We start from the raw sequence: 22918 nt of genomic DNA, 5'->3' as shown, positions 1-22918 counted from the left end.
AAAGCGAGGGATGCGCTGTGCTCGGTGCTTCGCGCCGCACACAGCAATCACACCCACAGCCGCCACGTCGTCTCAACTCGCGCTCGGCGCCGCTTCGACCGGTTCCTCCGCGCGCCTGCGCATCGTCCGGCGATAGTGCAGCGTCCACAGAGCCAACGCTCCGTAGATGCCGTAGCCGATGAACGGCGACATCGCGAGAAACCGCTCGATCGGCCAGGCCATTGCCAGCCATGCTCGCAGCACCATTTCGGCGGTGAGCCCGACGCCCCATACAACGGTCATCAGCCGCATACTGCTGACCACCGCGGGACGCTCGCGCCATAGCGCTTCGAAGCGTTGCGCACCGCCTTCCATCTCGCGGGCGACGGTCGCGCGCGCAAGGTAGAAAATCAGCGGCCGGCGCATGCCGAGCGACAGCAGGAAGGCCACGCCGACAGCGCCGGACACGAGCGACTCGCGCAACAGCAACATGCGAGGGCTGCCGCCGAGCGCCATCGCGCCGACCGAGAGCACGATGCCGGCAACGACCGTCACGCTGAGTGCGTCGACGCGGCGAAACCGCGCCAGTTCGACGAGACTCCATATCACGGGCGGCGCGGCGGAGGCGAGCAGCGCGCGCGTTTCGCCAAGATGCGGCAGGGCCAGCCGATAGGCGAGCCAGGGCAACACGAAATTGACGGCCAGTTCGGCCACAAAACCGGGACGAAGCTTCATGCAAAGATCCGTCGAAGGAGAAAGGGAAAGAGACAGCGCCCAGTATCGACGATTGCGCGGCGCCGGATCAACTCGCACGCCGGTTTTCACCCGCCCCCGACGCGCGCCGCATCGCGCGGCTGTGTACACTTTGAGCGCCATGACATCCCGCTATCCCATTCCGTTGAACGAAGTCGAGTTGACCGCGGTTCGTGCGCAGGGCGCCGGCGGTCAGAACGTCAACAAGGTATCGAGCGCCATTCAGTTGCGTTTCGACGTGCGCGCTTCGTCGCTGCCCGAGGTGCTGAAGATGCGCCTGCTTGCGTTGCCCGATCGCCGCATCACGCGTGACGGCGTCGTGGTCATCAAGGCTCAGGAGCATCGGACGCAGGATCTGAACCGCGCGGCGGCGCTCGCGCGGCTCGACGAACTGGTGGAAAGCGTCAGCGTGACGCGCAAGCCGCGCGTCGCAACGCGGCCGACGCGCGCATCGAATACGCGGCGTCTCGAGAGCAAAACGCGGCGCGGCGAGATCAAGGCCGGCCGTGGCCGGATCGACGATTAGCGAGCCCGTCCGCCGGCGCGCGGTCCTGCAACGGAGCCGGCAGGCCCGGCAGACCCAGCAGGCACGAAGTCGACGCACAGCACGTGCGTCTTGCCGTCACGCTCGAACGCGAGCGCGGCGGTGTAGCAGTCGTCGCCGTCGGCGAGCGAGTAGTGCGGACCCATCATCGCGACGCGTCCGCGGGCGGCGAGCGCGTGTTTCAGATAGGCGCGCCGCGACCAGTTGCTGCGCGCGCTGCTCGTGAGCGGCGCGAGCCGCAGTTCGGGCAGCGGCACCGACGCGGCCGTGACGGATGCCTGGGTCTGCTGACCGTGCTCGTCGGTGATGAACACGCGGCGCGCCTCGCTCAGATGCCACACTTTCTGCGCCGCCTGATCCAGATCGCCGGTGTTCCGGTATGCGTCGGCGGCGGCTGTGACGGCTTCCGCGAAACCTTCGAAGCCGAGCTGCTTGTGGCGCGCGTGCGCGCGCTCGTAGTCCGCGAACTTGCCCCACATCGACTCGATCTGTGCCGGCACGCTCGCGACGGCGGCCTCGATCGAACCGTTCGGCTGGCCAAGCCAGAAGCCTTGCACGAAGTCGACGTCGGCCTGCATCAGGATCATCAGCTCCTCGTCCGTTTCGACGCCCTCGGCAAGCACCAGCGTGCCGGACTGATGCAGCATCGCGATCAGGTGACCGATCATCGAGTCGTCGCCCTCGCGCTTGCCCGCGCGCGCGACGAGCGACCGGTCGAGCTTGACGATGTCCGGCCGGAAGCGCCAGACGCGATCGAAATTGGAGAAACCGGTGCCGAAGTCGTCGATTGCAATCAGGAAGTCGCGCGGCTGCGAAGCGGCGAGCATGCTGGCGACGGCGGATTCGTCATCGGCGGGCTGCTCGAGCACCTCGATCACGATGCGCTCCTGCGGCAAGCCGAAATGCGCGGACAGTTCGTCGATGAACGTCCGCTGCGGCCAGCCGGTTTCGAACACCTGCGGCCGCGTGTTCAGAAAGAGCCAGCCGCTCGCGACGCGTTGCTCCATGAAATTCGCGACGTGCAGGCAACGCGCGATGCGGTCGAGCTCGCGCGCGTCGGCCGCCGAGCGCGTGCCCGAGAACAGCACTTCCGGCGACACCGGCAAACCGACCGGATCGAATGCACGCAGCAGCGCCTCGTAGCCGACCACGCATTGATGCGTGACCGACAGCACCGGCTGAAACACGCTGTGCAGCGTGAGCGCGCGCCACGTCGCCGTCCAGCCGGACTCGTCGCGGACCAGATGCGGAAGCAGGCCGCTCAGACTCAGTTCGCTGACGGACGGCATAACGGCGGGCATAACGGCGGGCATGAGAGCGGACATGGTGGCATCGCGGCAATCGGGTGGCGGGGCACGCGCGCGAGTTCGGCGCGCGGCGGATGCGCAACGGAATACTCAACCGGAGCACCCGCACGGCGGACCGGATCGAACCCTGGAACGCGGAGAGCGGTGCCAGCCATGCGGGACTCCGGCGGAGTGGTCAAATTGAGTCTAGCAGCTTGCATTTCGCATGAATGTGCGGGCTGTCACAGAGGCGCGAACCGCGCGTGCAACGCATGACATTTGCGTTGCCGCGGGCAAACGGCGCGGCGCGCGCGGTGTCACGGTGGATTCGCCGGCGTTCGCTGCGATGCGCGCTTGCATCGCTTCGCCCCGCGCGCCGGCTGTGGCGGGCCGCGGGCCGTCGTGAGGTATCTGCAAGCTTGCATGAGCCGAGGGTATCAGGGCGGCCCGTGAATGCCCGCCAAACTCCAGGCGGCGACGGTGCTCAGACGTTAGCTTCGCGCGCTCGACGGCTTCTACGCCGAACGGCGCGGCGGCGGTGCGCGGCCGCCTGCAACATCGGCGGGTGGCGGGTATGCTGCTGCTTTCGCAAAAACGGAGAGTCAAGATGTCGGAGATCGCGGTGGTCGCCATTTCGGTAGCGAAACCCGGTTACGAAGAGCGCTTGCGCGAAGCGCTCGAAGGAATCGTCGGGCCGACACGCAAAGAGCAGGGCGCGCTTCAGTACGATTTGCACCGCGACATGCAGGAGCCGCGCCGGTTCGTCTTTTTCGAGCGCTGGACAAGTCAGGAAGCGCTCGCCGCACACGCAAAGTCGGCGCACATCACGGCCTACAAGCAGGCGGTGGCCGATTGGGTCGAACACGCGGAGATTCGCGTGGTGTCGAAAATTCTGTAAGTCTTCCGGGCGCTCCGCGGAGCGCCTGGCGGTTCGACGCGCTGATCGTGCGGTTTTCGTGCGATCAGCGGTGTGGGCTAGCGCGGCGCGCGCCGCGCACCGCTAGACGCGCACATCAATGCGTGGCTTGCGGCACGTCGAGGATCAGAATGATCGTCCAGTCGGCCTCGCCATCGTGATGATACTGACGCTCGGCGACGATGAACGGTTGCTGCTTGCCGTCCGGGCCGAGAAACAGCACGTCGCCTTCCATCGGCAGGCATTCGACGGGCGGCAGCGCAAGGAACGCTTCCTGACCGCCGCGCGGCATCAGTTTTTCGATTTTGCGGGATGCTGCTTCAGTCCATTCGATATCTAGCTGGATGTTGCTCATGCTGTCCTCCGCACCAGGGTGCGCACGGGTTAGGGTTCCGGCAGGCGCCGGTCGGTGCGCGACTTTAGCATACCGGGCATCGTGCGCCGGCCGGGCCATTGGACAATAAAAAAGCCGGAACCGGCGCTGCCGGCTTCGGCTTTTCCACTGCGCCGGCGAGGCCGCGGGGCGTTGCTGCGGGTCGGCAAAATGGCCCGCGTTGCCCGCTCTCACCAAAGGCCGCGCACTGCGCTCAGGAGCCCGAGGCGTCGGCCTTCGCGCCCTTCTTGTGATGATGCTGCGAGCCCTTGTGATGCTTCATCGGCGCGGCGGGCGCGGTTTCCATCGTTTGCTGGCGGTTTTGCAAATCTTGCGCGCGCTGCTCGACGTCGGCGGCCCGCGCCGGATCGGTACTCATCGTGACGCCGCCTTGTTGCGCATAGGCCGCGCCGGATAGGGCACCGAGAGAAATCAGAATCGCGAGGGACACTTTCTTCATTGCTACCTCCGCAGAGTGGTTGTGGACCCGAGTACTTGTCTATCCATCGGAGAGACAGTGCATTCTAGCCAGCAATCTCCGCTCCAGCGGACGGTTTGTAACCGCGCGCGCCATTGGTTACATCTTGTTACTGGCTTCTTGATGCGCGTTGCTTAGATGCGGCGTCCTTGTCGCGCGAGCGAGGCCGCTCTGTCAGATTGATTGGCATCGCTAAGCAAAGCCGCTGCCGCGTATGTCGGACACATGTCAGACCCATGTCAGAACAGGCCAATCGCGCTATACAGGTGATATTGCGCGATGCCGATCAGTTCATGCAACGCGATCTCAGCGTTCGCCAGATTCGAGTAGCGCGGCAGCACGCCCAGGCGCGCGCGGCGCGCGCTCGAGATCAACGGCTGCGGCTCGAGGCCGAAATGTCTGAAGTCGAGCATCGCGCGCGGCATGTGATACGCGGACGTGACCAGTATCAAGGAATCGTAACGTGACTGGCCCACAATGGCCGACACGTTGCGCGCGTTCTCGTATGTCGTGAGGCTCTGGTTTTCAAGCACGATGTCCGAGCGCGGCACCTGTTCGCGCAGCAGGTAGGGCAGATAGGTGTCGGCCTCGGTTGCAGGATGCCGCTGCGGATTGCCGCCGCTGACAATCACGCTGCAGACCGTCGCGCTGCGTTTGCATGCGGCGTAGTTTTTCGCGCTGACCGCGATGCGCGCGAGCACTTCGCGCGGCGGCACGAGCACCTTGTCGCGGTTGTACACCGTACCGCCGCCGAGCAGGACGATGGCGGTGCGCGGCGCGAATCTGGCGGGCGTGCTGGTTTGCGCTTGCGGCTGCGCAAGGCTCAAGAGCGGAGCCGTCAGCCAGCCGGCAGAAAGCAGCCAGAAAATGGCGATTGTGCAAAAGAGGAGAGGCCGTCGAGCGCGCTTCCATATAACAATTGCTGCAAAAAAAAGCGCCAATAAAGTGAATAGAATCAATTTAGATGGGGTAACGTATGTCTTTCGGGATTAAATCTTCGGGCCTGCTATCGCGCCGCAGCGGTTGCATCGTCGGTTCGTAGGTAGAACGCTAACATGCCGTTCTGACGGGGGTCCTGAAACATTAGACCAGGCAGCACCTGGCGGAATTCGGCCGTAGTGCTTACGGCCAGCTTCCAGCCATGGGCGGGTGCCAGGCGCGTCGCTGGTGGCGCGGCGACGTGTTGGCATAAATGTGTCATGGCTGCACTTTAAGAAAGAAGTGAGATGACCACGTATTCCAACGAAGCAGTACTCGAAGCGCTGCGGCGAGCGCAATATCGTCAAGTGCCGTGGGCCAGGCGCCCGGGCGTTTTCCAATATCTTCGCGCGCTCGGCCTGATGGACACTGTTCGGCAACGTACCGTCGCGCCGGCGCCTGGCTTTCATGCTCCTGTCGACATCGCCGTCCTCACGGATCGCGGCCGCGCCGAATTTGCGCGGCTCTCACACGACGAAACCCGCCTGACCTGGACCGTGCAGCGCATGAACGACTACGTCCTGGCTGCCGCCGAGACGCACGCCGTCGCACCGCTCGAAGCGCGCACCTAGCTGCGCCGCATTTAGCCAATCCCGCTGGTCGAGCGACGCGCAAGCGCGAATCACGCGACGCGTGTGCGCGTTCGGCCCGTCGTTGTCCTTCTCGTTTCTTCCCTTTCTCGCCGGCGAAAAAAAGCCCGTATCGCAAGGATACGGGCGTACCGGAATTACTACTGCCACGCTGTGCTAATGGCGTTAAGTCAGACCGATACGGATAGCCGTGGTTCCCCGAGATTCGCTTGTCTTTCGGCGACTCGCGCCGATCTTCGCGCGAGCTGCGGTTCGCACTGCGCAGCTACCGAAGCCGCGCATGTTAACGGCGCCGCGGCGCGTCGCCGTGCGGCGCTTCGGGCCGCGTGCGCACATTGCTCGCGATATCGCCGCGCAAGTCGCCCCGCGGCGCCGGTGGCGTGAAGTTGCGGCCACGCTCGGCGCTGCGCTGCCAGGCCTCGACGGAAGCCGTGCGGTCGGGCCGCCAGTTCCAGCCTTGCGGGCGCTGTTGGGCAAGCGCCGATGCGGCCATTGATGAAAGCACAATGCCGCACAGAAGCAGTGACATTGGTTTCATGCTGAGCTCCCGTCCAAGCCCCCTGGTTACCAGGCCTGTTTGCATACGTATAAGGTATGCGGATGGACGAAAGCACGCTGTAAGTAATAGTAAATGGATGTTTCACCCGCAACTCAGTGGTTGCGGGGAGTGTTCGATTCGAGACACGTAATGCGGCGGCACACGCGAGGAGGAGCGCGCCCAGCGGCGCGGTGGCTTGCCGATGCACTGCCGCCTCCCCGGCGACCGTCTGGAGACGCGGGCCGAGCGGCCCACGTGAACCGTGGCGGCCGCCCAGTTCCGTGGAAACGAGGCCGTCGGGAACAAGCCGCCGGGCGTGCGCCGGGCGGGTCCAGATAAGCTTCGGGCGCCCGCAGGCGCCCGGAGAAAAACGAGGTTGCTTAAGCCATCTTCACCGGCGCGCGCCACGATTCCGGATTGGTCCAGAATGCGCCACGCAGACGGTCGCGGCTCGGCGGTGCGGGCGGCTTGGCTGCGGTTGCGCCGATGCGTCCGCGCAGCGAAATCTCGCGGCCGCTCGTGCCGAGTCGCTTCACAATTTCGGCGAGCGTGCCGTCGGCTTGCCACTCGTCGAAACGGCGGCGGCAAGTCGGCGGCGACGGATAGCGGCCCGGCAGTTTGGACCAGCCTTCGCCTGTCGACAGCACCCACAGCACCGCGTTGACGACCGCGCGCGCTTCGACACGCGGCCGACCGCGACGCTCGCTCCGTGCAGGCTCCGCACAGAACAACGCCTCGACCAGCGCCCACTCGTTGTCTCTCAAATCGTCGAACAGCATCATGTTTCACCTCAGCGAAGCTAACTCCGGTGCGCTGCCCCGCGCCGCGCACTCTCCATGCACTCGATAGGCGAGTGCCAAGGGGGTCGGGTTTGCCACGGTCTGCCATGCGGTCAGAAGTCGTGGCGCCGATCCTGTGAGCATGTCAATGCAGGATGTATGCCAAGTTGACTCCAACCGCCTCGAAGCCCCGTAACAGCGGGCCAGCGCGGGCGCTAGCTAGGGCCGTATGAGAATCCAAAAAACCCATCTCGCAAATCGGGACAATCACCAATCTTGTGCAACGAGGCCCGCAGGGCGTGCGTTTGCGCCTCAATGCTGCATTGCAACGAGTGCGTCGAAAGCCCGTGCCACCGCGCGCCGGCGCGTACAATGCGCATCAAAACATGCCATTGATGAGCCGAAGAAATGAACGTCACGCTGCGCCAGCTAAGGGTTTTCATCGAGGTCGCGCGCCTGCAGAGCTTCAGCCGAGCGGGCGAGGAGGTCGGGCTGACGCAATCGGCGGTGAGCCGTTGCGTGCGCGAGCTGGAGGGCGAAATCGGCCTCAAACTGATCGACCGCACGACGCGCGAGGTGCAACTCACCGACGTCGGCGGGAATCTCGTCTCGAGCGTGTCGCGGCTCCTCGGCGATCTGGACGACGCGCTGCGCGAGATCCGCGAAATCGGCGAGCAGCGGCGCGGACGGGTGGTGGTGGCCGCGAGTCCGACCATCGCCTGCCGGTTGATGCCGGGCGTGCTCGCGTCGTGCGGCGAGCGCTTTCCTCACATTGCGCTCGGCTTGCGCGACGACGTGCAGAGCGACGTGGTGCGCAAGGTGAAGTCGGGCGAGGTGGATTTCGGCGTGATCATTGGGCCGTTCGCCGCCGACGATCTGCTGAGCGAATCGCTGATGACCGACTCCTTCTGCCTCGTCTCGCGCGACGATCATCCGCTTGCCCGCCAGAAGGAGGTCGCGTGGGCGGATCTCGAAGGCGAGCGGCTGGTGATGCTCGACTACGCATCGGGGAGCCGTCCCCTCATTGACGCGGTGATGCACGAGCACGGCGTGAACGCCACGGTGGTGCAGGAGCTCGGGCATTCGGCGACGGTGTTCGGTCTTGTCGAGGCGGGCATCGGCGTGAGCGTGCTGCCGTGGCTCGCGTTGCCGTTGCCGGCGGGCGCTGCGCTTGCCGCGCGTCCTCTCGTGCCGCGGGCCGAGCGCACGGTCGAACTGGTGCGGCGGCGCGACCGCTCGCTATCGCCGGCGGCCGAGGCGGTGTGGGAGTTGATCCGCGAACTGCCGGCGCGGGCGGAAGATCTGGTTTGAGGAGGGGGGCCTGGATGCTTTTGAGCTCCCGATTGCGGGTGCGGTCGGTGCGGTCGGTGCGGTCGCCCGAGGCAGAAGGGTGTGGCCCGGCGCACGGCGGGTTGCATTCGTCGTGGCGGGTCTTTCGGGTGTTCCCGCAATACCAAGGCCGCAGTAGGTTCTCAATGCCTTGCCCCAACACCTCGCCTCTCATAACCCCCGCGCGGCACGACGTTTCGCAACCGAACGCAACCGAACGCTGGGCTACACTCCCGGCTGCGCTTCCCGACAACATATATCGCCTCGTGGCGCGCCAGCCCGACCTCTGCATTTCTTCTAACCTGGAACTCTCGATGAGCGAACCGGACCTCTCCGTGTCATCCATGCCCAACGCGCGCGAGGCGGTGCGCGCGCTGCGTCCGTCGCAGATTCGCGAAGTGGCGAACGCCGGCTTCGGCGTCGCCGACGTGCTGCCGTTCTGGTTCGGCGAGTCCGACCGCGTGACGCCGGCCTTTATCCGCGATGCCGCCAGCGCCGCGCTGCAGGCGGGCGCGACCTTCTACACGCATAACCTGGGCATCGCGCCGTTGCGCGCGGCGCTCGCCGATTACGTCGGCGAACTGCATGGCGCCACCTTGCCGGACCACGTCGCGGTGACGAGCGCGGGCGTCAACGCGCTCATGCTGGCGGCGCAACTGGTCGTGGGAGCGGGCGACCGCGTGGTTGCCGTCACGCCGCTGTGGCCAAATCTCGTCGAGATTCCGAAAATTCTCGGCGCTCATGTGGAAACCGTCTCGCTCGATTACGGCGAAGGGGGTTGGCAGCTTGACCTGGCGCGCCTGCTCGCGGCGCTCACGCCCGACACGAAAATGCTGCTCATCAATTCGCCGAACAATCCGACCGGCTGGGTGATGAGCCGCGAGCAGCAGCGCGCGGTGCTTGCGCATTGCCGGCGGCACGGCATCTGGATCGTCGCGGACGAAGTCTACGAGCGCCTTTATTACCCGGACGCTTCCATCGAAAGCGAAGGCGCCGCTCCCGCCCGCACGGCGCCGTCGTTTCTCGATCTGGCCTCGCGCGACGAGCGGGTGATCTGCGTGAACTCGTTCTCGAAGGCGTGGCTGATGACAGGCTGGCGTCTCGGCTGGATCGTCGCGCCGACGCGTCTGATGGACGATCTCGGCAAACTCGTCGAGTACAACACCTCGTGCGCGCCGTCGTTCGTCCAGCAGGCCGGGATCGCCGCCGTGCAGCAGGGCGAGCGCTTCACGCAGGACCTGGTGCGCGACCTGAAGGCATCGCGCGACCATCTGGTGCGGGCGTTGTCTGCCGTGCCCGGCGTCGACGTGAAGGCGCCCCACGGCGCGATGTATCTCTTTTTCTCGATGACGGGCGCCTCGCGCAGCCTCGAGCTATGCAAGGCGCTGGTGCGCGAAGTCGGCCTGGGAATCGCGCCCGGCAGCGCGTTCGGTCCCGAGGGCGAGGGCTTCCTGCGCTGGTGCTACGCGTGCGACGTCGCGCGGCTGGATGCGGGCGTCGAGCGCCTGAAGCGCTTTCTCGCGCGGCATGCCGCGCTGTAGCTGATGCGGGGAAAGACGCGAGGGACCTCGCGTGCGACGAGCGCCCTCACGGATGCACCCGCATTCGCGCATATGCACCAATGCGCCGGGCATGTTCTCCGGCGCCTGGCGGCGGTTGGCTTTACGCACCGGATGTTTTTGCGTAATATGGCGCTCAGTCACGCGATTCCTGTCCGGAATATCGCTGCTCCGTCCGGCTGGGTTTGGCTCGATAGTCTGTTTCGCCTCCCCCCGGTGCGTGCTCCCATCAATATGACCGATCAGAATCGGGCGAGCGCGTCTTCAGTTCCACATCGTCTGTTTGATCCGGTTCTTTGACCACAGGGTCTGACCTAGCTGCATGAATACCCAAGAGGCGAAGATCGTCCTCGAGACAGCCTTGATCTGCGCGCAGGAGCCGTTAAAGCTCGGCGATTTGCGCAAGCTCTTTGCCGACGGCGTGTCGGCAGACACCGTTAGGACTCTGCTCGAAGACCTGAAACAGGATTGGTCGGGGCGCGGTGTGGAGTTGGTCGGGCTGGCGTCGGGGTGGCGGTTTCAAAGCAAGCCCGCGATGCGTTCGTATCTGGATCGTCTGCATCCGGAAAAGCCGCCGAAATATTCGCGCGCGGTGCTCGAAACGCTCGCGATCATTGCATACAGGCAACCGGTTACGCGTGGCGATATTGAAGAGATTCGCGGCGTGACGGTGAACACGCAGGTCGTCAAGCAGCTTGAGGATCGCGGCTGGATCGAAGTGATCGGCCATCGCGACGTGCCGGGCCGCCCGGCGCTCTACGCGACCACGCGGCAGTTTCTCGACGACCTGGGCTTGCGCGCGCTCGACGAATTGCCGCCGCTCGCGGACCCGTCGGCGCAACTGAACGCGGACTTGCTCGGACAGCATGCAATCGAGTTTTCCGATGCGGACGCCGAGGTCGGCGAGACGCCGGCATCGAACGAAGAAGGCGAAGCGAGCGCGTCCGAACAGCCGGACATGGCTCACGCGGAAGCAACAAGCGGCGCGCAGCTCGCGGCAGGAACGGAAATCGCTGGCGAAGAGGCTCAGGGCGATCCGGCGCAGCAGGCCGATGGCACGCAAACGGGCATCGCGGCTGATGGCGTCGACACTCTTGAAGTCGCCGCGAATGAGGCTTTCGGAGCGCAACCCGACGTAGCACCAGAAGAAGCAAAACCCGCGGAGCAGGCGGACGTGATGAACGACGCGGAACACGCGGACAACGCGGACCGTGCGGAACACGCCCGCGAGGCCGGCGCCGAAGCGGCAAACGTTGCACCGCTGCCCGCCGCCGTGGCATCCGAAGAGAATCGCGATCCGGCCGCCAAGGCCGATCCGGCAGCAGCCGCACATGGTTCGGACGTTCTCCGCGACGCGGAGCATGCGGCCGGATCGAACCCGACCAGGGCGGCGCACGGCGATCAGGAAGATCGTCGCGACGCCGCACAGGACGCAGGCATTCTGACCGACGACGAAACCGAGTCGCGCAGCGCCTGACGTAACCGAACATTTTTTGCCGCGCCTGCAAGGGGCGCGCGCGACCTGACATTTTGAGGTTGTTTTGACACATACCCACGACACCGATTCGTCCGAATCCGAGCGCGCCGTGCCGTCGGCGCGCGCTGACGAAACGCGCACCACGCAAGCGTCGGCAGGCGAGCATGAGCGCCCGGCGCAGACCACGGAAGCAGACGGCGAGGACCGTCCGCGCCGCGGCCTGCGTCGCGGGCCGCGCAGCCTGATCGCCCGGCGCCGTGCCGGCGCGAAGACGAAGGCCGTCGAAGGCGCGCCGGGGCAGGCCGCGCCGGCCGCCGGCGAGGCTGCGCCGGAAGGCGAAGCGGTGGCGCAAGCGCGTCCGCCGCGCAAGGACGCGGGCGCCAAGGGTCAAGGGCCGCGACGCAATGCAGGCGGCGCTAAACGCGAAGGGCAGCGCGACGGTCAACGCGACGGTCAACGCGACGGTCAACGCGACGGTCAACGCGACGGCGCGCCGCGTGAAGGCGCCCCCCGTGAAGGCGCCCCCCGCGAAGGCCAGCGCGAGCGTCAGCCGCGCGCAGGCGGCCAGCGGCAGAATCGCCGCGGCGGCGAAGCTCCCACAGCAGCGGGCGCAGCGGCCGAAGGGAATCAGGATGATCTGTTCTCCTACGTCACGTCGCCGGCCTTCGATGCCGACAACAGCACGACGGGCGGCGTGCGCGCGCCGATGCTGCGCCGTGGCAAGCCGGCTGCGCCGAAGCGCGTGCTGTCCGCCGACGACGACGCGCCGAAGCTCCACAAGGTGCTGGCCGAGGCCGGCATGGGTTCGCGCCGCGACATGGAAGAGCTGATCGTCGCCGGCCGCGTGTCGGTGAACGGCGAGCCGGCTCACATCGGCCAGCGCATCATGCCGACCGACCAGGTCCGCATCAACGGCAAGCCGGTCAAGCGCAAGCTCGCCAACAAGCCGCCGCGCGTGCTGCTGTATCACAAACCGACCGGCGAGATCGTCAGCCATGCCGATCCGGAAGGCCGTCCGTCGGTGTTCGACAAACTGCCGCCGATGAAAACCGCCAAGTGGCTCGCGGTTGGCCGTCTGGACTTCAATACCGAAGGTCTGCTGATGCTGACCACCTCGGGCGATCTGGCGAACCGGTTCATGCATCCGCGTTACAGCGTCGAGCGTGAATACGCGGTTCGCGTGGTCGGCGAACTGGCCGAAGGCATGCGTCAAAAGCTGCTGAACGGCGTCGAACTCGACGACGGCCCGGCGAACTTCCTGCGCATTCGCGACGGCGGCGGCGAAGGCACCAATCATTGGTATCACGTCGCGCTCGCCGAAGGGCGTAACCGCGAAGTGCGTCGTATGTTCGAGGCGGCCGGTCTGATGGTGAGCCGTCTGATCCGCACGCGTCACGGCCCGATTTCGCTGCCGAAGGGCTTGAAGCGCGGTCGTTGGGAAGAGCTTGAAGACAATCAGGTGCGCGCGCTGATGGCGTCGGTTGGCCTGAAGGCGCCGAGCGAAGAGCGCGGCGGCCGCAATGCGGCGCCTGAGCGCAAGCAACCCGATCCGATGCAGACGTCGATGGGCTTCATCAACCGCGAACCGGTGCTGATGTCGCATAGCCGCTTCGAGCAGCAGCCGCGCGGCCAGGGCCGGCGCGGTGCGGCAGGCGGCGGCTTCGGCGGCGGCGCGGGTGCGGGCACGGGGTTCGGCGGCGGCTACGGCAATCGCGGCACGGGTCGCGGCGCGGGCGGCGCTGGTGGATTTAGCGGCGGCGCGGGAGGCGCAGGCGGCGGTGCAGGCGGTCCGCGCGGCGGCCGCGACGTCGACGGCAACCGCGCGCCTTCGGGCAGCGGCAATCGCGCTCCTTCGGGCGGCGGCAAGCGCGCTGGCGGCAACGGTCCGAATGCGGGCGGCGGCAATCGTGCGCCCGCGGGCAACCGCGGCAACGCCAACCGCTCGGGTGGCGGCAACCCCAACGCCGGCGGTGCAAACCGTAGCGGCGGCGCACCGCGCGGCCGTTCGCGCGGGCGCTGATCGCGAGCGTGACGATCATTGCGGCCCGGCTTCATCGCGCCAGCCGCAAAGTGCCGTCTTAATCATTCAATCGACGGGCGTCGCGGTCGCTGACCGCGAGGCGTATGAAACGCCGCGCAGGCCGAACTCGGGCCGCATCGCGCGGCGCCGCCTTGTAAAGTCCCGCAAGCGCCGCCATATCGTCGAAAGATCGCCATGAAATCAAGCGGGAATCCGCTTGGCGCGGCGCTCTGCGGTTTGCGTTTGTCCTGAAAAATGGCTACAATCGCGGAGTCGCTGGGCGTGCGGCTTTTCATGTGCGGCTCAGGTGCGACCACCGGTAATAAGATGATGGGCGTTTAGCCCATTTTTTTTTGCCGCTCAGTTCATCGTGGTTCGTCATCTCGGGTAGCACGAACGTGCGCCGGCCAGGCGCGCGGCCCGCATTGGTTGTTTGCAGAACAAGCGGCAGGCTCGCTGCGCGAACATCTAAGAGGGCACTGTGCAACTGACGGAACTGATTGAAACCACGGTCGTGGGACTCGGCTACGAGCTCGTCGATCTCGAGCGCACCGGGCGCGGCATGCTGTGTATTTATATCGACCAGCCTGCCGGCATCGCGATCGAAGACTGCGAGAAAGTCACGCGTCAGCTCCAGCACGTACTGACGGTCGAAAATATCGATTATGAGCGGCTCGAAGTATCGTCGCCGGGGCTCGACCGTCCGCTGAAAAAACTGGCGGATTTTGAACGCTTTGCAGGCAGCGAAGCGGTAATCACATTGAAAAAGCCATTGGACGGACGGAAATCGTACCGGGGTATTTTGCATGCCCCGCAAGGCGAGACCATCGGTCTGGAATTTGAAGGGAAGGAAGGCGCCGCGATGCTCGATTTCACGCTCGCGGACATGGACAAAGCACGCCTCGTTCCGAAAGTTGACTTTAGGAGCCGCAAACAATGAGTCGCGAAGTGTTGATGCTGGTGGATGCGCTGGCACGCGAGAAGAACGTCGACAAAGACGTGGTATTTGCCGCGCTCGAAGCGGCTCTCGCTTCGGCCTCCAAGAAACTCTTCGAAGAAGACGCGGACATCCGCGTCCATATCGACCGTGAAAGCGGCGAGCACGAAACGTTTCGCCGCTGGAAAGTGGTCCCGGACGAAGCCGGTCTGCAAGAGCCGGATCAGGAAATCCTGCTGTTCGAAGCACGCGAGCAGAAGCCTGAAATCCAGATCGACGACTACATCGAAGAACCGGTGCCGTCCATCGAATTCGGCCGGATCGGCGCGCAGGCCGCCAAGCAGGTGATCCTGCAGAAGGTGCGCGACGCCGAGCGCGAGCAGATCCTGAACGACTTCCTCGAGCGCGGCGAGCACATCATGACCGGCTCGGTGAAGCGCCTGGACAAGGGCAACTTCATCGTCGAAACCGGCCGTGTCGAAGCGCTCTTGCGCCGCGACCAGCTGATTCCGAAGGAAAACCTGCGCGTGGGCGACCGCGTGCGCGCCTATATCGCGAAGGTCGATCGCACCGCGCGCGGTCCGCAGATCGAACTGTCGCGTACGGCGCCCGAATTTCTGATGAAGCTATTCGAAATGGAAGTGCCCGAAATCGAACAGGGCCTGCTGGAAATCAAGGCGGCGGCGCGCGATCCCGGCGTGCGCGCCAAGATCGGCGTGGTCGCTTACGACAAGCGCATCGATCCGATCGGCACTTGCGTCGGCATTCGCGGTTCGCGTGTGCAGGCGGTGCGTAACGAGCTCGGTGGCGAAAACGTCGACATCGTGCTATGGTCGGAGGATCCCGCCCAGTTTGTGATCGGCGCGCTCGCGCCGGCAGCCGTCCAATCGATCGTCGTCGACGAAGAGAAGCATTCGATGGACGTCGTCGTGGACGAAAACGAACTGGCGGTCGCGATCGGCCGCAGCGGCCAGAACGTGCGTCTTGCCAGCGAACTCACTGGCTGGCAGATCAACATCATGACGCCGGACGAATCTGCGCAAAAGCAGAATCAGGAACGCGGTGTTCTGCGCGACCTGTTCATGGCGCGTCTCGATGTCGACGAGGAAGTCGCTGACATCCTGATCGACGAAGGCTTTACGAGCCTCGAAGAGATCGCCTACGTGCCGCTCAACGAAATGCTCGAAATCGAAGCATTCGACGAAGACACCGTCCACGAACTGCGTAACCGCTCGCGTGACGCGTTGTTGACAATGGCGATCGCGAATGAAGAAAAGGTCGAAAATGTAGCGCTCGACCTGAAGAGCCTGGACGGCATGGACGCCGACCTGCTCGCAAAGCTGGCCGAACATCAGATCCAGACGCGCGACGAACTCGCCGAGCTGGCTGTGGACGAACTGGTCGAGATGACCGGAATGGAAGAGGATGCCGCTAAGGCGTTGATCATGAAAGCACGTGAACACTGGTTCCAGTGAGAAATGACCATGGCGCACTAAATTGAACGCGGCCGTCAGGCCGCATGACCCGATGCTAACCGCAAGGAATCGGTCCTTGCATTAAGAGGAATGAATGGCGAGTAACAACGTAGCCCAATTTGCCGCGGAACTGAAAATGCCTGCAGGCGTGCTGCTCGAGCAGCTGCAGGCGGCGGGCGTCACCAAAGCGAGCGAAGCCGACTCCTTGTCCGAAACGGACAAGGCGCGTCTGCTCGACCACTTGCGCAAGTCACACGGCTCGACTGATGCAGACAAGCGCAAGATCACGCTGACGAAACGGCATACGTCGGAGATCAAGCAGTCCGATGCGACGGGCAAGGCTCGCACCATTCAGGTCGAGGTGCGCAAGAAGCGCACTTTCGTCCGCCGCGACGAAACCTCCGCTGAAGGCGGAGAGGCATCGAATCATGTGGCCGAGGCACCGGAAGTCGACGATCTCGAACTTCAGCGCCGCGAAGAAGAAGCGCGTCATGAAGCCGAACTGCTCGAGAAGCAGGCTCAGGAACTGAAGGCGCGTCAGGAGCAGCTCGAACGCGAAGAGGCCGAGCGCCAGGCGCGCGAGCAGGCTGCTGAAGCGGAGCGTCGTCGCGCGGAAGAAGAAGCGGCGAAGAAGCGCGCAGCGGCTGCGGCCGAGGTAACGGCTCGCGAGAAAGTGCAGCAGGCCACGCAAACGGCGAAGGTCGAGGCGGCGGCTGCAAGCGCGGCCGAACCGGCCGTCGCGAAAGACACCGAGCAGGACGACGAGCGTGCCGCAGCAGAACGCGCGGCACAACGCGAAGCGGCGAAGAAGGCGGAAGACGCAGCGCGTCAGGCTGCTGAAAAGGCGCGTGCCGAGCAGGAACAGATCGCCAAGCGCCGTGCCGCGGCGGAAGCCGAAGCGCGTGCGATCCGCGAAATGATGAACACGCCGCGCAAGGCGCAGGTGAAGGCGCCGGAACCGGCACCGAAGCCCGCCGAGCCGGCCAAGGCCGCCGAAGCGAAGGGCACGCTGCACAAGCCGGCGCGTCCGGCTGGCGAAGCGGCCGCGCGTCCCGCAGCCCGCAAGCCCGCTACCGCGGCTCCGGCTGCGACGACGACCACGCCGTCGGCAGGCGACAAGAAGAAGCCGGGCGGCAAGGGCGGCTGGCAGGACGACGCAGCCAAGCGCCGCGGCATCAAGACGCGCGGCGACACGAGCGGCGGCGTCGACCGCGGCTGGCGCGGCGGCCCGAAGGGTCGCGGCAAGCATCAGGACCAGAACACCACGTTCCAGGCGCCGACCGAACCGATCGTGCGTGAAGTGCACGTGCCGGAAACCATCACGGTCGCCGATCTGGCGCACAAGATGGCGGTGAAGGCGTCGGAAGTCATCAAGTCGATGATGAAGCTCGGCCAGATGGTCACGATCAACCAGATGCTGGACCAGGAAACGGCGATGATCATCGTCGAGGAACTGGGCCATCACGCGGTGGCGGCCAAGCTGGACGATCCGGAAGCCATGCTGGTGGAAGGCGAAGTGTCGGATGCGGAAGCACTGCCGCGTCCGCCGGTCGTCACCGTCATGGGTCACGTCGACCACGGCAAGACCTCGCTGCTCGACTACATCCGCCGCGCGAAGGTTGCAGCGGGCGAAGCGGGCGGCATTACGCAGCACATCGGCGCTTATCACGTCGAAACGCCGCGTGGCGTCATCACGTTCCTCGACACGCCGGGTCACGAGGCCTTCACGGCCATGCGTGCCCGCGGTGCGAAGGCAACGGACATCGTGATTCTGGTGGTCGCAGCCGACGACGGCGTGATGCCGCAAACGAAGGAAGCGATCGCCCACGCGAAGGCAGGCGGCGTGCCGCTCGTCGTCGCGATCAACAAGATCGACAAGCCGGATGCGAATCCGGACCGCGTCAAGCAGGAACTGGTCGCCGAAGGCGTCGTGCCGGAAGAATACGGTGGCGATTCGCCGTTCGTGTCCGTGTCGGCCAAGACCGGCTCGGGTATCGACGACCTGCTGGAAAACGTGCTGCTGCAAGCCGAAGTGCTGGAACTGAAGGCACCGGTCGAAGCGCCGGCCAAGGGTCTCGTCATCGAAGCGAAGCTCGACAAGGGTAAGGGTCCGGTTGCGACCATCCTCGTCCAGTCGGGTACGTTGAACCGTGGCGACGTGGTGCTGGCAGGCAGCGCCTATGGCCGCGTGCGAGCGATGCTGGACGAAACCGGCAAGCCGACCAAGTCGGCGGGTCCGTCGATCCCGGTCGAAATCCAGGGTCTGTCGGAAGTGCCGCAGGCTGGCGAGGAAGTCATCGTCATGCCGGACGAGCGCAAGGCGCGTGAAGTCGCGTTGTTCCGTCAAGGCAAGTTCCGCGACGTCAAGCTGGCGAAGCAGCAGGCCGCGAAGCTCGAGAACATGCTCGAGCAGATGGGCGAAGGCGAAGTGCAGTACATGCCGCTCATCGTCAAGGCCGACGTGCAAGGCTCGCAGGAAGCGCTGGTGCAGTCGCTGCTCAAGCTCTCCACCGACGAAGTGCGCGTACAGATCGTGCACGGCGCCGTGGGCGGCATCAGCGAGTCGGACGTCAACCTGGCAACGGCTTCGAAGGCGGTCATCATCGGCTTCAACACGCGGGCGGATGCGCAGGCTCGCAAGCTGGCCGAGTCCAACGGCGTGGACATTCGCTACTACAACATCATCTATGACGCAGTGGATGAAGTGAAGGCCGCGATGTCGGGCATGCTGGCTCCGGAGAAGCGCGAAGTCGTGACCGGTACGGTCGAAGTTCGCCAGGTATTCAAGGTGCCGAAGGTCGGCACGGTGGCCGGCTGTATGGTCACGGACGGTTTCGTGAAGCGCTCGTCGTCGGTGCGTGTGCTGCGCAACAACGTCGTCATCTTCACGGGCGAGCTGGATTCGCTCAAGCGCTTCAAGGACGACGTGAAGGAAGTCCGTCAGGGCTTCGAGTGCGGTATGTCGGTCAAGAACTTCAACGACATCGTCGAAGGCGATCAGTTCGAAGTCTTCGAGGTCACCGAAGTCGCGCGTACGCTGTAAGTCACGCGGCACGGTTCCAGGGGGCGGAGCGGGCATCAACGCCCGCTCCGCCCGTTGTTTTTGGGGCGACCCGTTTGGGGCGACCCGCTGGGGGCGGCCCGTTTGGGCCTGCCGCTTGGGGCCTTCCGTTTAGGGCTCTTCCGTTTCGGGCCTGCTGCTTCTGGCGCCGTGAGCGGCGCCGCCGCGCGAACGCCGCGATTTGTCCGGCACGCCCCGGCCGCGAACCATTTTTTGCATCCGTCACAACGGATCACACAACACCATGCCTAAAAAACGTTCTTCACCCAATCGCAACGTGCAGATCGCCGATCAGATCCAGCGCGATCTGTCGGAGCTGCTGCGCGAGGTCAAGGACCCGCGCATCGGCATCGTCACGATCCAGAGCGTCGAGCTGACGCCGGACTATGCGCACGCGAAGGTCTATTTCACGACCTTGACCGGCGATCCGCAGCAGACGCTCGCGGCGCTCACGCACGCGGCCGGCCATCTGCACAATCAGTTGTTCAAGCGCCTGCATATCCATACGGTGCCGACGCTGCATTTCCATTACGACAAGACCATCGAGCGCGCTGTCGAAATGTCGCGCCTGATCGACGAGGCTAACGCCAGTCGTGCGAAAGAGGATTGAGCGCTGCGTGGGGTTCTCGCGTTGCGCCGCGTGTTGCAACGGCCGCGGCGCAGCAACCCAGCGCACCTGACGCGCACCGATCCGGCTTCACTATCAAATTCCTCTTTCGACATGACCGCACCTCAACGCCCCCGCGTGCCGCGCCGCGCGCTCGACGGCGTGCTGCTGCTCGACAAGCCGCTCGGGTTGTCGAGCAACGACGCACTGATTCGCGCCAAACGCCTCTATCTGGCGAAGAAGGCAGGCCACACCGGCACGCTCGATCCGCTTGCCACGGGCCTGCTGCCGCTGTGTTTCGGCGAAGCCACCAAGTTCTCGCAGGATCTGCTCGAGGCCGACAAGACCTATGAGGCCACCATGCGCCTCGGCATTCGCACGACGACCGGCGACGCCGAAGGCGAGCCCGTCGACACGCGCGCGGTGACCTGCGACGAAGCGGCGGTGCTGGCGACCTTGCCCGGATTTCTCGGTAACATCGTTCAGGTGCCGCCGATGTATTCGGCGCTCAAGCGCGACGGCAAGCCGCTTTACGAATACGCGCGCGCCGGTCAGACCGTCGACCGGGAAGGGCGCGAGGTGACGATCCACGCGCTCGAACTGCTCGCTTGCGCGCTGCCCGACGTCACCTTTCGCGTCACGTGCAGCAAGGGCACGTACGTGCGCACGCTCGCCGAGGACATCGGCGAGGCGCTCGGCTGCGGCGCGCATCTGGTGGCGTTGCGGCGCACCGGCGTCGGCGCGTTGACGCTTGAGCATTCGGTGACGCTCGACGCGTTGTCGGACGCAACGGAAAGCGAACGCGATGCGTGGCTCCAACCGGTCGACGCGTTGCTGTCGACGTTCCCGTCCGTGCATCTCGACGAGGACGCGACGCGCCGCTTTCTGCATGGCCAGCGCTTGAAGCTCGCGGAACTGAACGTGAGCCGCGAGGCGATGAACGCGTCGCGCGTGCGAGTCTACGCGGCGGCGCAGGGCCGCCTGCTCGGTGTCGCGAAGCCGGGCGAGGGAGTGCTTGCGCCCGAACGGCTCGTGGTCACGGCGGAAAACTAGGAACCAGGGTTCGGGGCGGCAACGCGTCTGACAGAAGTCGCGCAAGCGGCGCTTTGACAAATCTGCCGGCGCGGCAATGTCCGCTTTGTAGAAACTTGAAGGCCCGTTGAGGGCCGACTTCTGCACGACGCGGACCGATCAATCGCGGCTTACTCGGCCAGTGCAACGTCGGACCGTGATCGGCCAGCTTCGGTCATTCGCTCGATCGAGTAGTTTGCCGCTTGAAAGGCTGTATGGCCCGAATCCAGTCCCAAAGCTGTAGGCACGGTTATCAGCGTTTCGCTTTGCATATCCGTATGCAAGGACCGCGATTCCGAGCGCCCCTGCATGGGTTGCCATATGAAACCCATCAGCGAGCAACGCCATTGAGCCGGTGACGTACCCAGCGACTATCTCGCCGACCATCATGATGAACGTCAGTGCGACGACAGAGCGCGTCCGGCGTGCGTTCTCGTCGTGGGAGCTTCCTAAAAAAGAGTGCTCGTGTCCGAGTGCCTGGTTCTTTGAGTCTGTCATTTCGTGTATCGCCGAATGGCTTCAATCAGTGCGTCAAGCCCGCTTTCTCGCTTTTTAGCGGTCAAGTCAGGGTGGGCAACATGCTCGCGGGCATGCGCCTCGATAATTTCGTCGAGAAGCCCATTCATTGCGCCACTGGTGGACCCCGTTGCTTCGATATCCGAAGAAATCCGTCTGAAAGCGGCCGGCGTCGCGCAAGCCGTCTCCCTCTTCGACATCTGAGATCAAAGCGGACGTGGGTCGCAAGACGCACTGGTTGACCGCATAAAGACCGCGGCAGCGCCTCTCCAGTGAAGCGTCATAAGTCCATCCCGGTTCGCGCGGCGCGATTCATCAGCGCTTGATCAGCATCGAAAGCACTGCGCTTGCTGCGCAAAGCCCCGCGACAATCGGAAAGATGATCGACGTATGGCCGGTGGCATCGATAATGCGGCCGATAACCGGTTCGCCGATGCCAGCGAACATGTACGACATGGTGTTGAGCACACCTGTTGCTGTCCCCGCAGCGCGGCGCCCGAAAATATCAGGACACAAGGCCCAGAAAGAGGACGCCGGCCCGAAGACAAAAAAGCCGCACAAAAACAGAAGCACGATCGCAAACATACTACCGTGCGGCACGAACATCATGACGATCGCCGTCGCGCAGGCCAGCACCATGTACCAGACGATCGCCATATAACGGCGCCCTTGAAACAATACGTCGGATATCCAGCTATTCGACAGCGAGCCGAGCGCCATGCCTACCGGTAACGCGACCGTGATCCACTTGGGGTCGATCAGCGCCGATGAAGTCTTCCAGTCCATGCCGAGAAAATGGACCGGCACCCAGACCACCAATGCGTACCGTGCCGCGTTCTGGAAACCGATTGCGAGACCCGTGATGTAGAGCCTCCAGTTCTTCATCACGAGCGCGTATCGCTGCGCGCTCGTCAGCTCATCCTCCGACTCCGCTGGAGAGGCCGCGTCTTCCGGTTTTTCCGCAGCGGGCAGATGCTGAGCCTCCGGTCGTTCGGAAACGAATAGCAACAACACCAGTGCGCCCAGCAGCATGGACAGCGGCGCAAGACGGAAGATCCAGACCCAGCCGAGCTGCATCGTGCCCAGAATGATGACCGGAAAAACGTAGGCGAGCACCGAAGAGAATCCGGAGAAGCCCACATAAACGCCATAGACAAAGCCGCGATGTTTGTGACCCCACCAGTTGGATAGCAGGCGGCTGCCAGGCGCGAAACCCATCGACTGGAAATAACCGTTGAGCCCCCACGCCAGCAGAAAGAACACGAACGTGTGACCGAAACTAAATAGCCAGTTCGCCGCCAGTGACAGGACGGCCCCGGCGATCATCATCGTCTTGCCACCCAGCTTGTCACCCAGATTGCCGTTGATGAACTGGCCGCCGGCATAGCACCACAGCATGGTCGCGCTGATCCAGCCAATCTCGTACTTCGATAGACCGTAGTCGTGCTGAATACCGGCAACGGCAAAACCCAGCGTCTGCCGGCCGGTGTAGTAGAACAGGTAACAGAACGTCACGCCGATCAACGCACGCCACTTATATTGCGCGAACGTCGTGCTCCCTTTGATCGACGCGTATTGCAACGCGTCAGGCGTATCTGTGGGCATTGCTGTCTCCATGCGGAGCGCGGTCTTTGCCGCGCTGGCCGTTTTTC

19 protein-coding genes and 2 pseudogenes are annotated in these 22918 nt (G+C 64.6%); 12 read left to right on the top strand and 9 right to left on the bottom strand.

Features of this window, described 5'->3' with window-relative positions:
• Window positions 1-72 precede the first annotated feature (72 nt).
• The gene (locus C8K18_RS16710) at window positions 73-714 is read right to left on the bottom strand and encodes a VC0807 family protein (protein WP_107708378.1); all 642 of its coding nucleotides are present in this window, start codon (window positions 712-714) and stop codon (window positions 73-75) included.
• 139 nt (window positions 715-853) lie between these two features.
• Between C8K18_RS16710 and arfB the strand changes: the two genes are divergently transcribed.
• On the top strand, window positions 854-1258 hold the full coding sequence (arfB, locus tag C8K18_RS16705; RefSeq protein ID WP_029969227.1) for an alternative ribosome rescue aminoacyl-tRNA hydrolase ArfB: 405 nt from the start codon (window positions 854-856) through the stop codon (window positions 1256-1258).
• Here arfB and C8K18_RS16700 read toward each other — a convergent pair.
• On the bottom strand, window positions 1255-2565 hold the full coding sequence (locus tag C8K18_RS16700) for an EAL domain-containing protein (protein ID WP_107708514.1): 1311 nt from the start codon (window positions 2563-2565) through the stop codon (window positions 1255-1257). The genes arfB and C8K18_RS16700 overlap by 4 nt on opposite strands.
• A 604-nt stretch (window positions 2566-3169) precedes the next feature.
• On the opposite strand from C8K18_RS16700, the gene C8K18_RS16690 reads away from it, so the two are divergent.
• Window positions 3170-3460: a putative quinol monooxygenase gene (locus C8K18_RS16690; RefSeq protein WP_006052975.1), complete on the top strand. Its 291-nt coding sequence runs from the start codon at window positions 3170-3172 to the stop codon at window positions 3458-3460.
• A gap of 115 nt (window positions 3461-3575) precedes the next feature.
• Here C8K18_RS16690 and C8K18_RS16685 read toward each other — a convergent pair whose 3' ends face one another.
• The 3 genes from C8K18_RS16685 to C8K18_RS16675 all read right to left on the bottom strand — a co-directional run bounded on the left by C8K18_RS16685 (window position 3576) and on the right by C8K18_RS16675 (window position 5288).
• Complete coding sequence (locus C8K18_RS16685) at window positions 3576-3833, bottom strand: hypothetical protein (RefSeq protein WP_006052974.1); 258 nt, start codon at window positions 3831-3833, stop codon at window positions 3576-3578.
• Window positions 3834-4065: 232 nt separating this feature from the next.
• Window positions 4066-4311 carry a hypothetical protein gene (locus tag C8K18_RS16680; RefSeq protein WP_006052973.1) on the bottom strand — a complete coding sequence of 82 codons (246 nt, stop codon included), beginning with the start codon at window positions 4309-4311 and terminating at the stop codon, window positions 4066-4068.
• Between the two features lie 257 nt (window positions 4312-4568).
• Entirely contained in the window at window positions 4569-5288 is a 720-nt protein-coding gene (locus C8K18_RS16675) for a YdcF family protein (protein WP_181324916.1), read from the bottom strand.
• 267 nt (window positions 5289-5555) lie between these two features.
• Between C8K18_RS16675 and C8K18_RS16670 the strand changes: the two genes are divergently transcribed.
• Window positions 5556-5879: a hypothetical protein gene (locus C8K18_RS16670; RefSeq protein ID WP_053857918.1), complete on the top strand. Its 324-nt coding sequence runs from the start codon at window positions 5556-5558 to the stop codon at window positions 5877-5879.
• A gap of 301 nt (window positions 5880-6180) precedes the next feature.
• Here the strand turns inward: C8K18_RS16670 and C8K18_RS16665 are convergent, their stop codons facing one another.
• A complete protein-coding gene (locus C8K18_RS16665) occupies window positions 6181-6435 on the bottom strand; it encodes a hypothetical protein (RefSeq protein ID WP_006052970.1) in 255 nt (84 codons plus the stop codon).
• Between the two features lie 383 nt (window positions 6436-6818).
• A pseudogene (locus C8K18_RS16660) lies at window positions 6819-7214 on the bottom strand (transposase); the annotation flags it as partial.
• A 408-nt stretch (window positions 7215-7622) separates the two neighbouring features.
• On the opposite strand from C8K18_RS16660, the gene C8K18_RS16655 reads away from it, so the two are divergent.
• From C8K18_RS16655 to truB, 9 genes are all read left to right on the top strand, one after another.
• Entirely contained in the window at window positions 7623-8525 is a 903-nt protein-coding gene (locus tag C8K18_RS16655; protein WP_107708375.1) for a LysR family transcriptional regulator, read from the top strand.
• Window positions 8526-8857: 332 nt separating this feature from the next.
• Complete coding sequence (locus C8K18_RS16650; RefSeq protein WP_107708374.1) at window positions 8858-10084, top strand: pyridoxal phosphate-dependent aminotransferase; 1227 nt, start codon at window positions 8858-8860, stop codon at window positions 10082-10084.
• 340 nt (window positions 10085-10424) lie between these two features.
• A complete protein-coding gene (gene scpB, locus C8K18_RS16645; RefSeq protein ID WP_029969238.1) occupies window positions 10425-11579 on the top strand; it encodes an SMC-Scp complex subunit ScpB in 1155 nt (384 codons plus the stop codon).
• A gap of 64 nt (window positions 11580-11643) precedes the next feature.
• On the top strand, window positions 11644-13599 hold the full coding sequence (rluB, locus tag C8K18_RS16640; protein ID WP_107708373.1) for a 23S rRNA pseudouridine(2605) synthase RluB: 1956 nt from the start codon (window positions 11644-11646) through the stop codon (window positions 13597-13599).
• A gap of 481 nt (window positions 13600-14080) precedes the next feature.
• Entirely contained in the window at window positions 14081-14539 is a 459-nt protein-coding gene (gene rimP / locus C8K18_RS16635) for a ribosome maturation factor RimP (protein WP_006052964.1), read from the top strand.
• Window positions 14536-16011, top strand: coding sequence for a transcription termination factor NusA (gene nusA / locus C8K18_RS16630; protein ID WP_006052963.1), 1476 nt, complete (start codon window positions 14536-14538; stop codon window positions 16009-16011). Before rimP ends, nusA begins: the two co-directional genes overlap by 4 nt.
• A gap of 94 nt (window positions 16012-16105) precedes the next feature.
• Window positions 16106-19054, top strand: coding sequence for a translation initiation factor IF-2 (infB, locus tag C8K18_RS16625; RefSeq protein WP_107708372.1), 2949 nt, complete (start codon window positions 16106-16108; stop codon window positions 19052-19054).
• Window positions 19055-19316: 262 nt separating this feature from the next.
• A complete protein-coding gene (gene rbfA / locus C8K18_RS16620) occupies window positions 19317-19682 on the top strand; it encodes a 30S ribosome-binding factor RbfA (protein ID WP_006053158.1) in 366 nt (121 codons plus the stop codon).
• A 111-nt stretch (window positions 19683-19793) separates the two neighbouring features.
• On the top strand, window positions 19794-20732 hold the full coding sequence (gene truB, locus C8K18_RS16615) for a tRNA pseudouridine(55) synthase TruB (RefSeq protein WP_107708371.1): 939 nt from the start codon (window positions 19794-19796) through the stop codon (window positions 20730-20732).
• A 243-nt stretch (window positions 20733-20975) separates the two neighbouring features.
• Here the strand turns inward: truB and C8K18_RS16610 are convergent.
• Together C8K18_RS16610 and C8K18_RS16600 are read right to left on the bottom strand one after the other, a co-directional pair.
• Window positions 20976-21248 (bottom strand): annotated as a pseudogene (locus C8K18_RS16610) (cation transporter); the annotation flags it as partial.
• A gap of 333 nt (window positions 21249-21581) precedes the next feature.
• Entirely contained in the window at window positions 21582-22871 is a 1290-nt protein-coding gene (locus C8K18_RS16600; RefSeq protein WP_107708370.1) for an MFS transporter, read from the bottom strand.
• Window positions 22872-22918: the final 47 nt, after the last annotated feature.

Source organism: Paraburkholderia sp. GV068, assembly GCF_003058125.1.
Classification (GTDB): domain Bacteria; phylum Pseudomonadota; class Gammaproteobacteria; order Burkholderiales; family Burkholderiaceae; genus Paraburkholderia; species Paraburkholderia graminis.
Note: the sequence above shows the minus strand (reverse complement) of the source record. Positions and strands in the feature narration are given on the sequence as shown.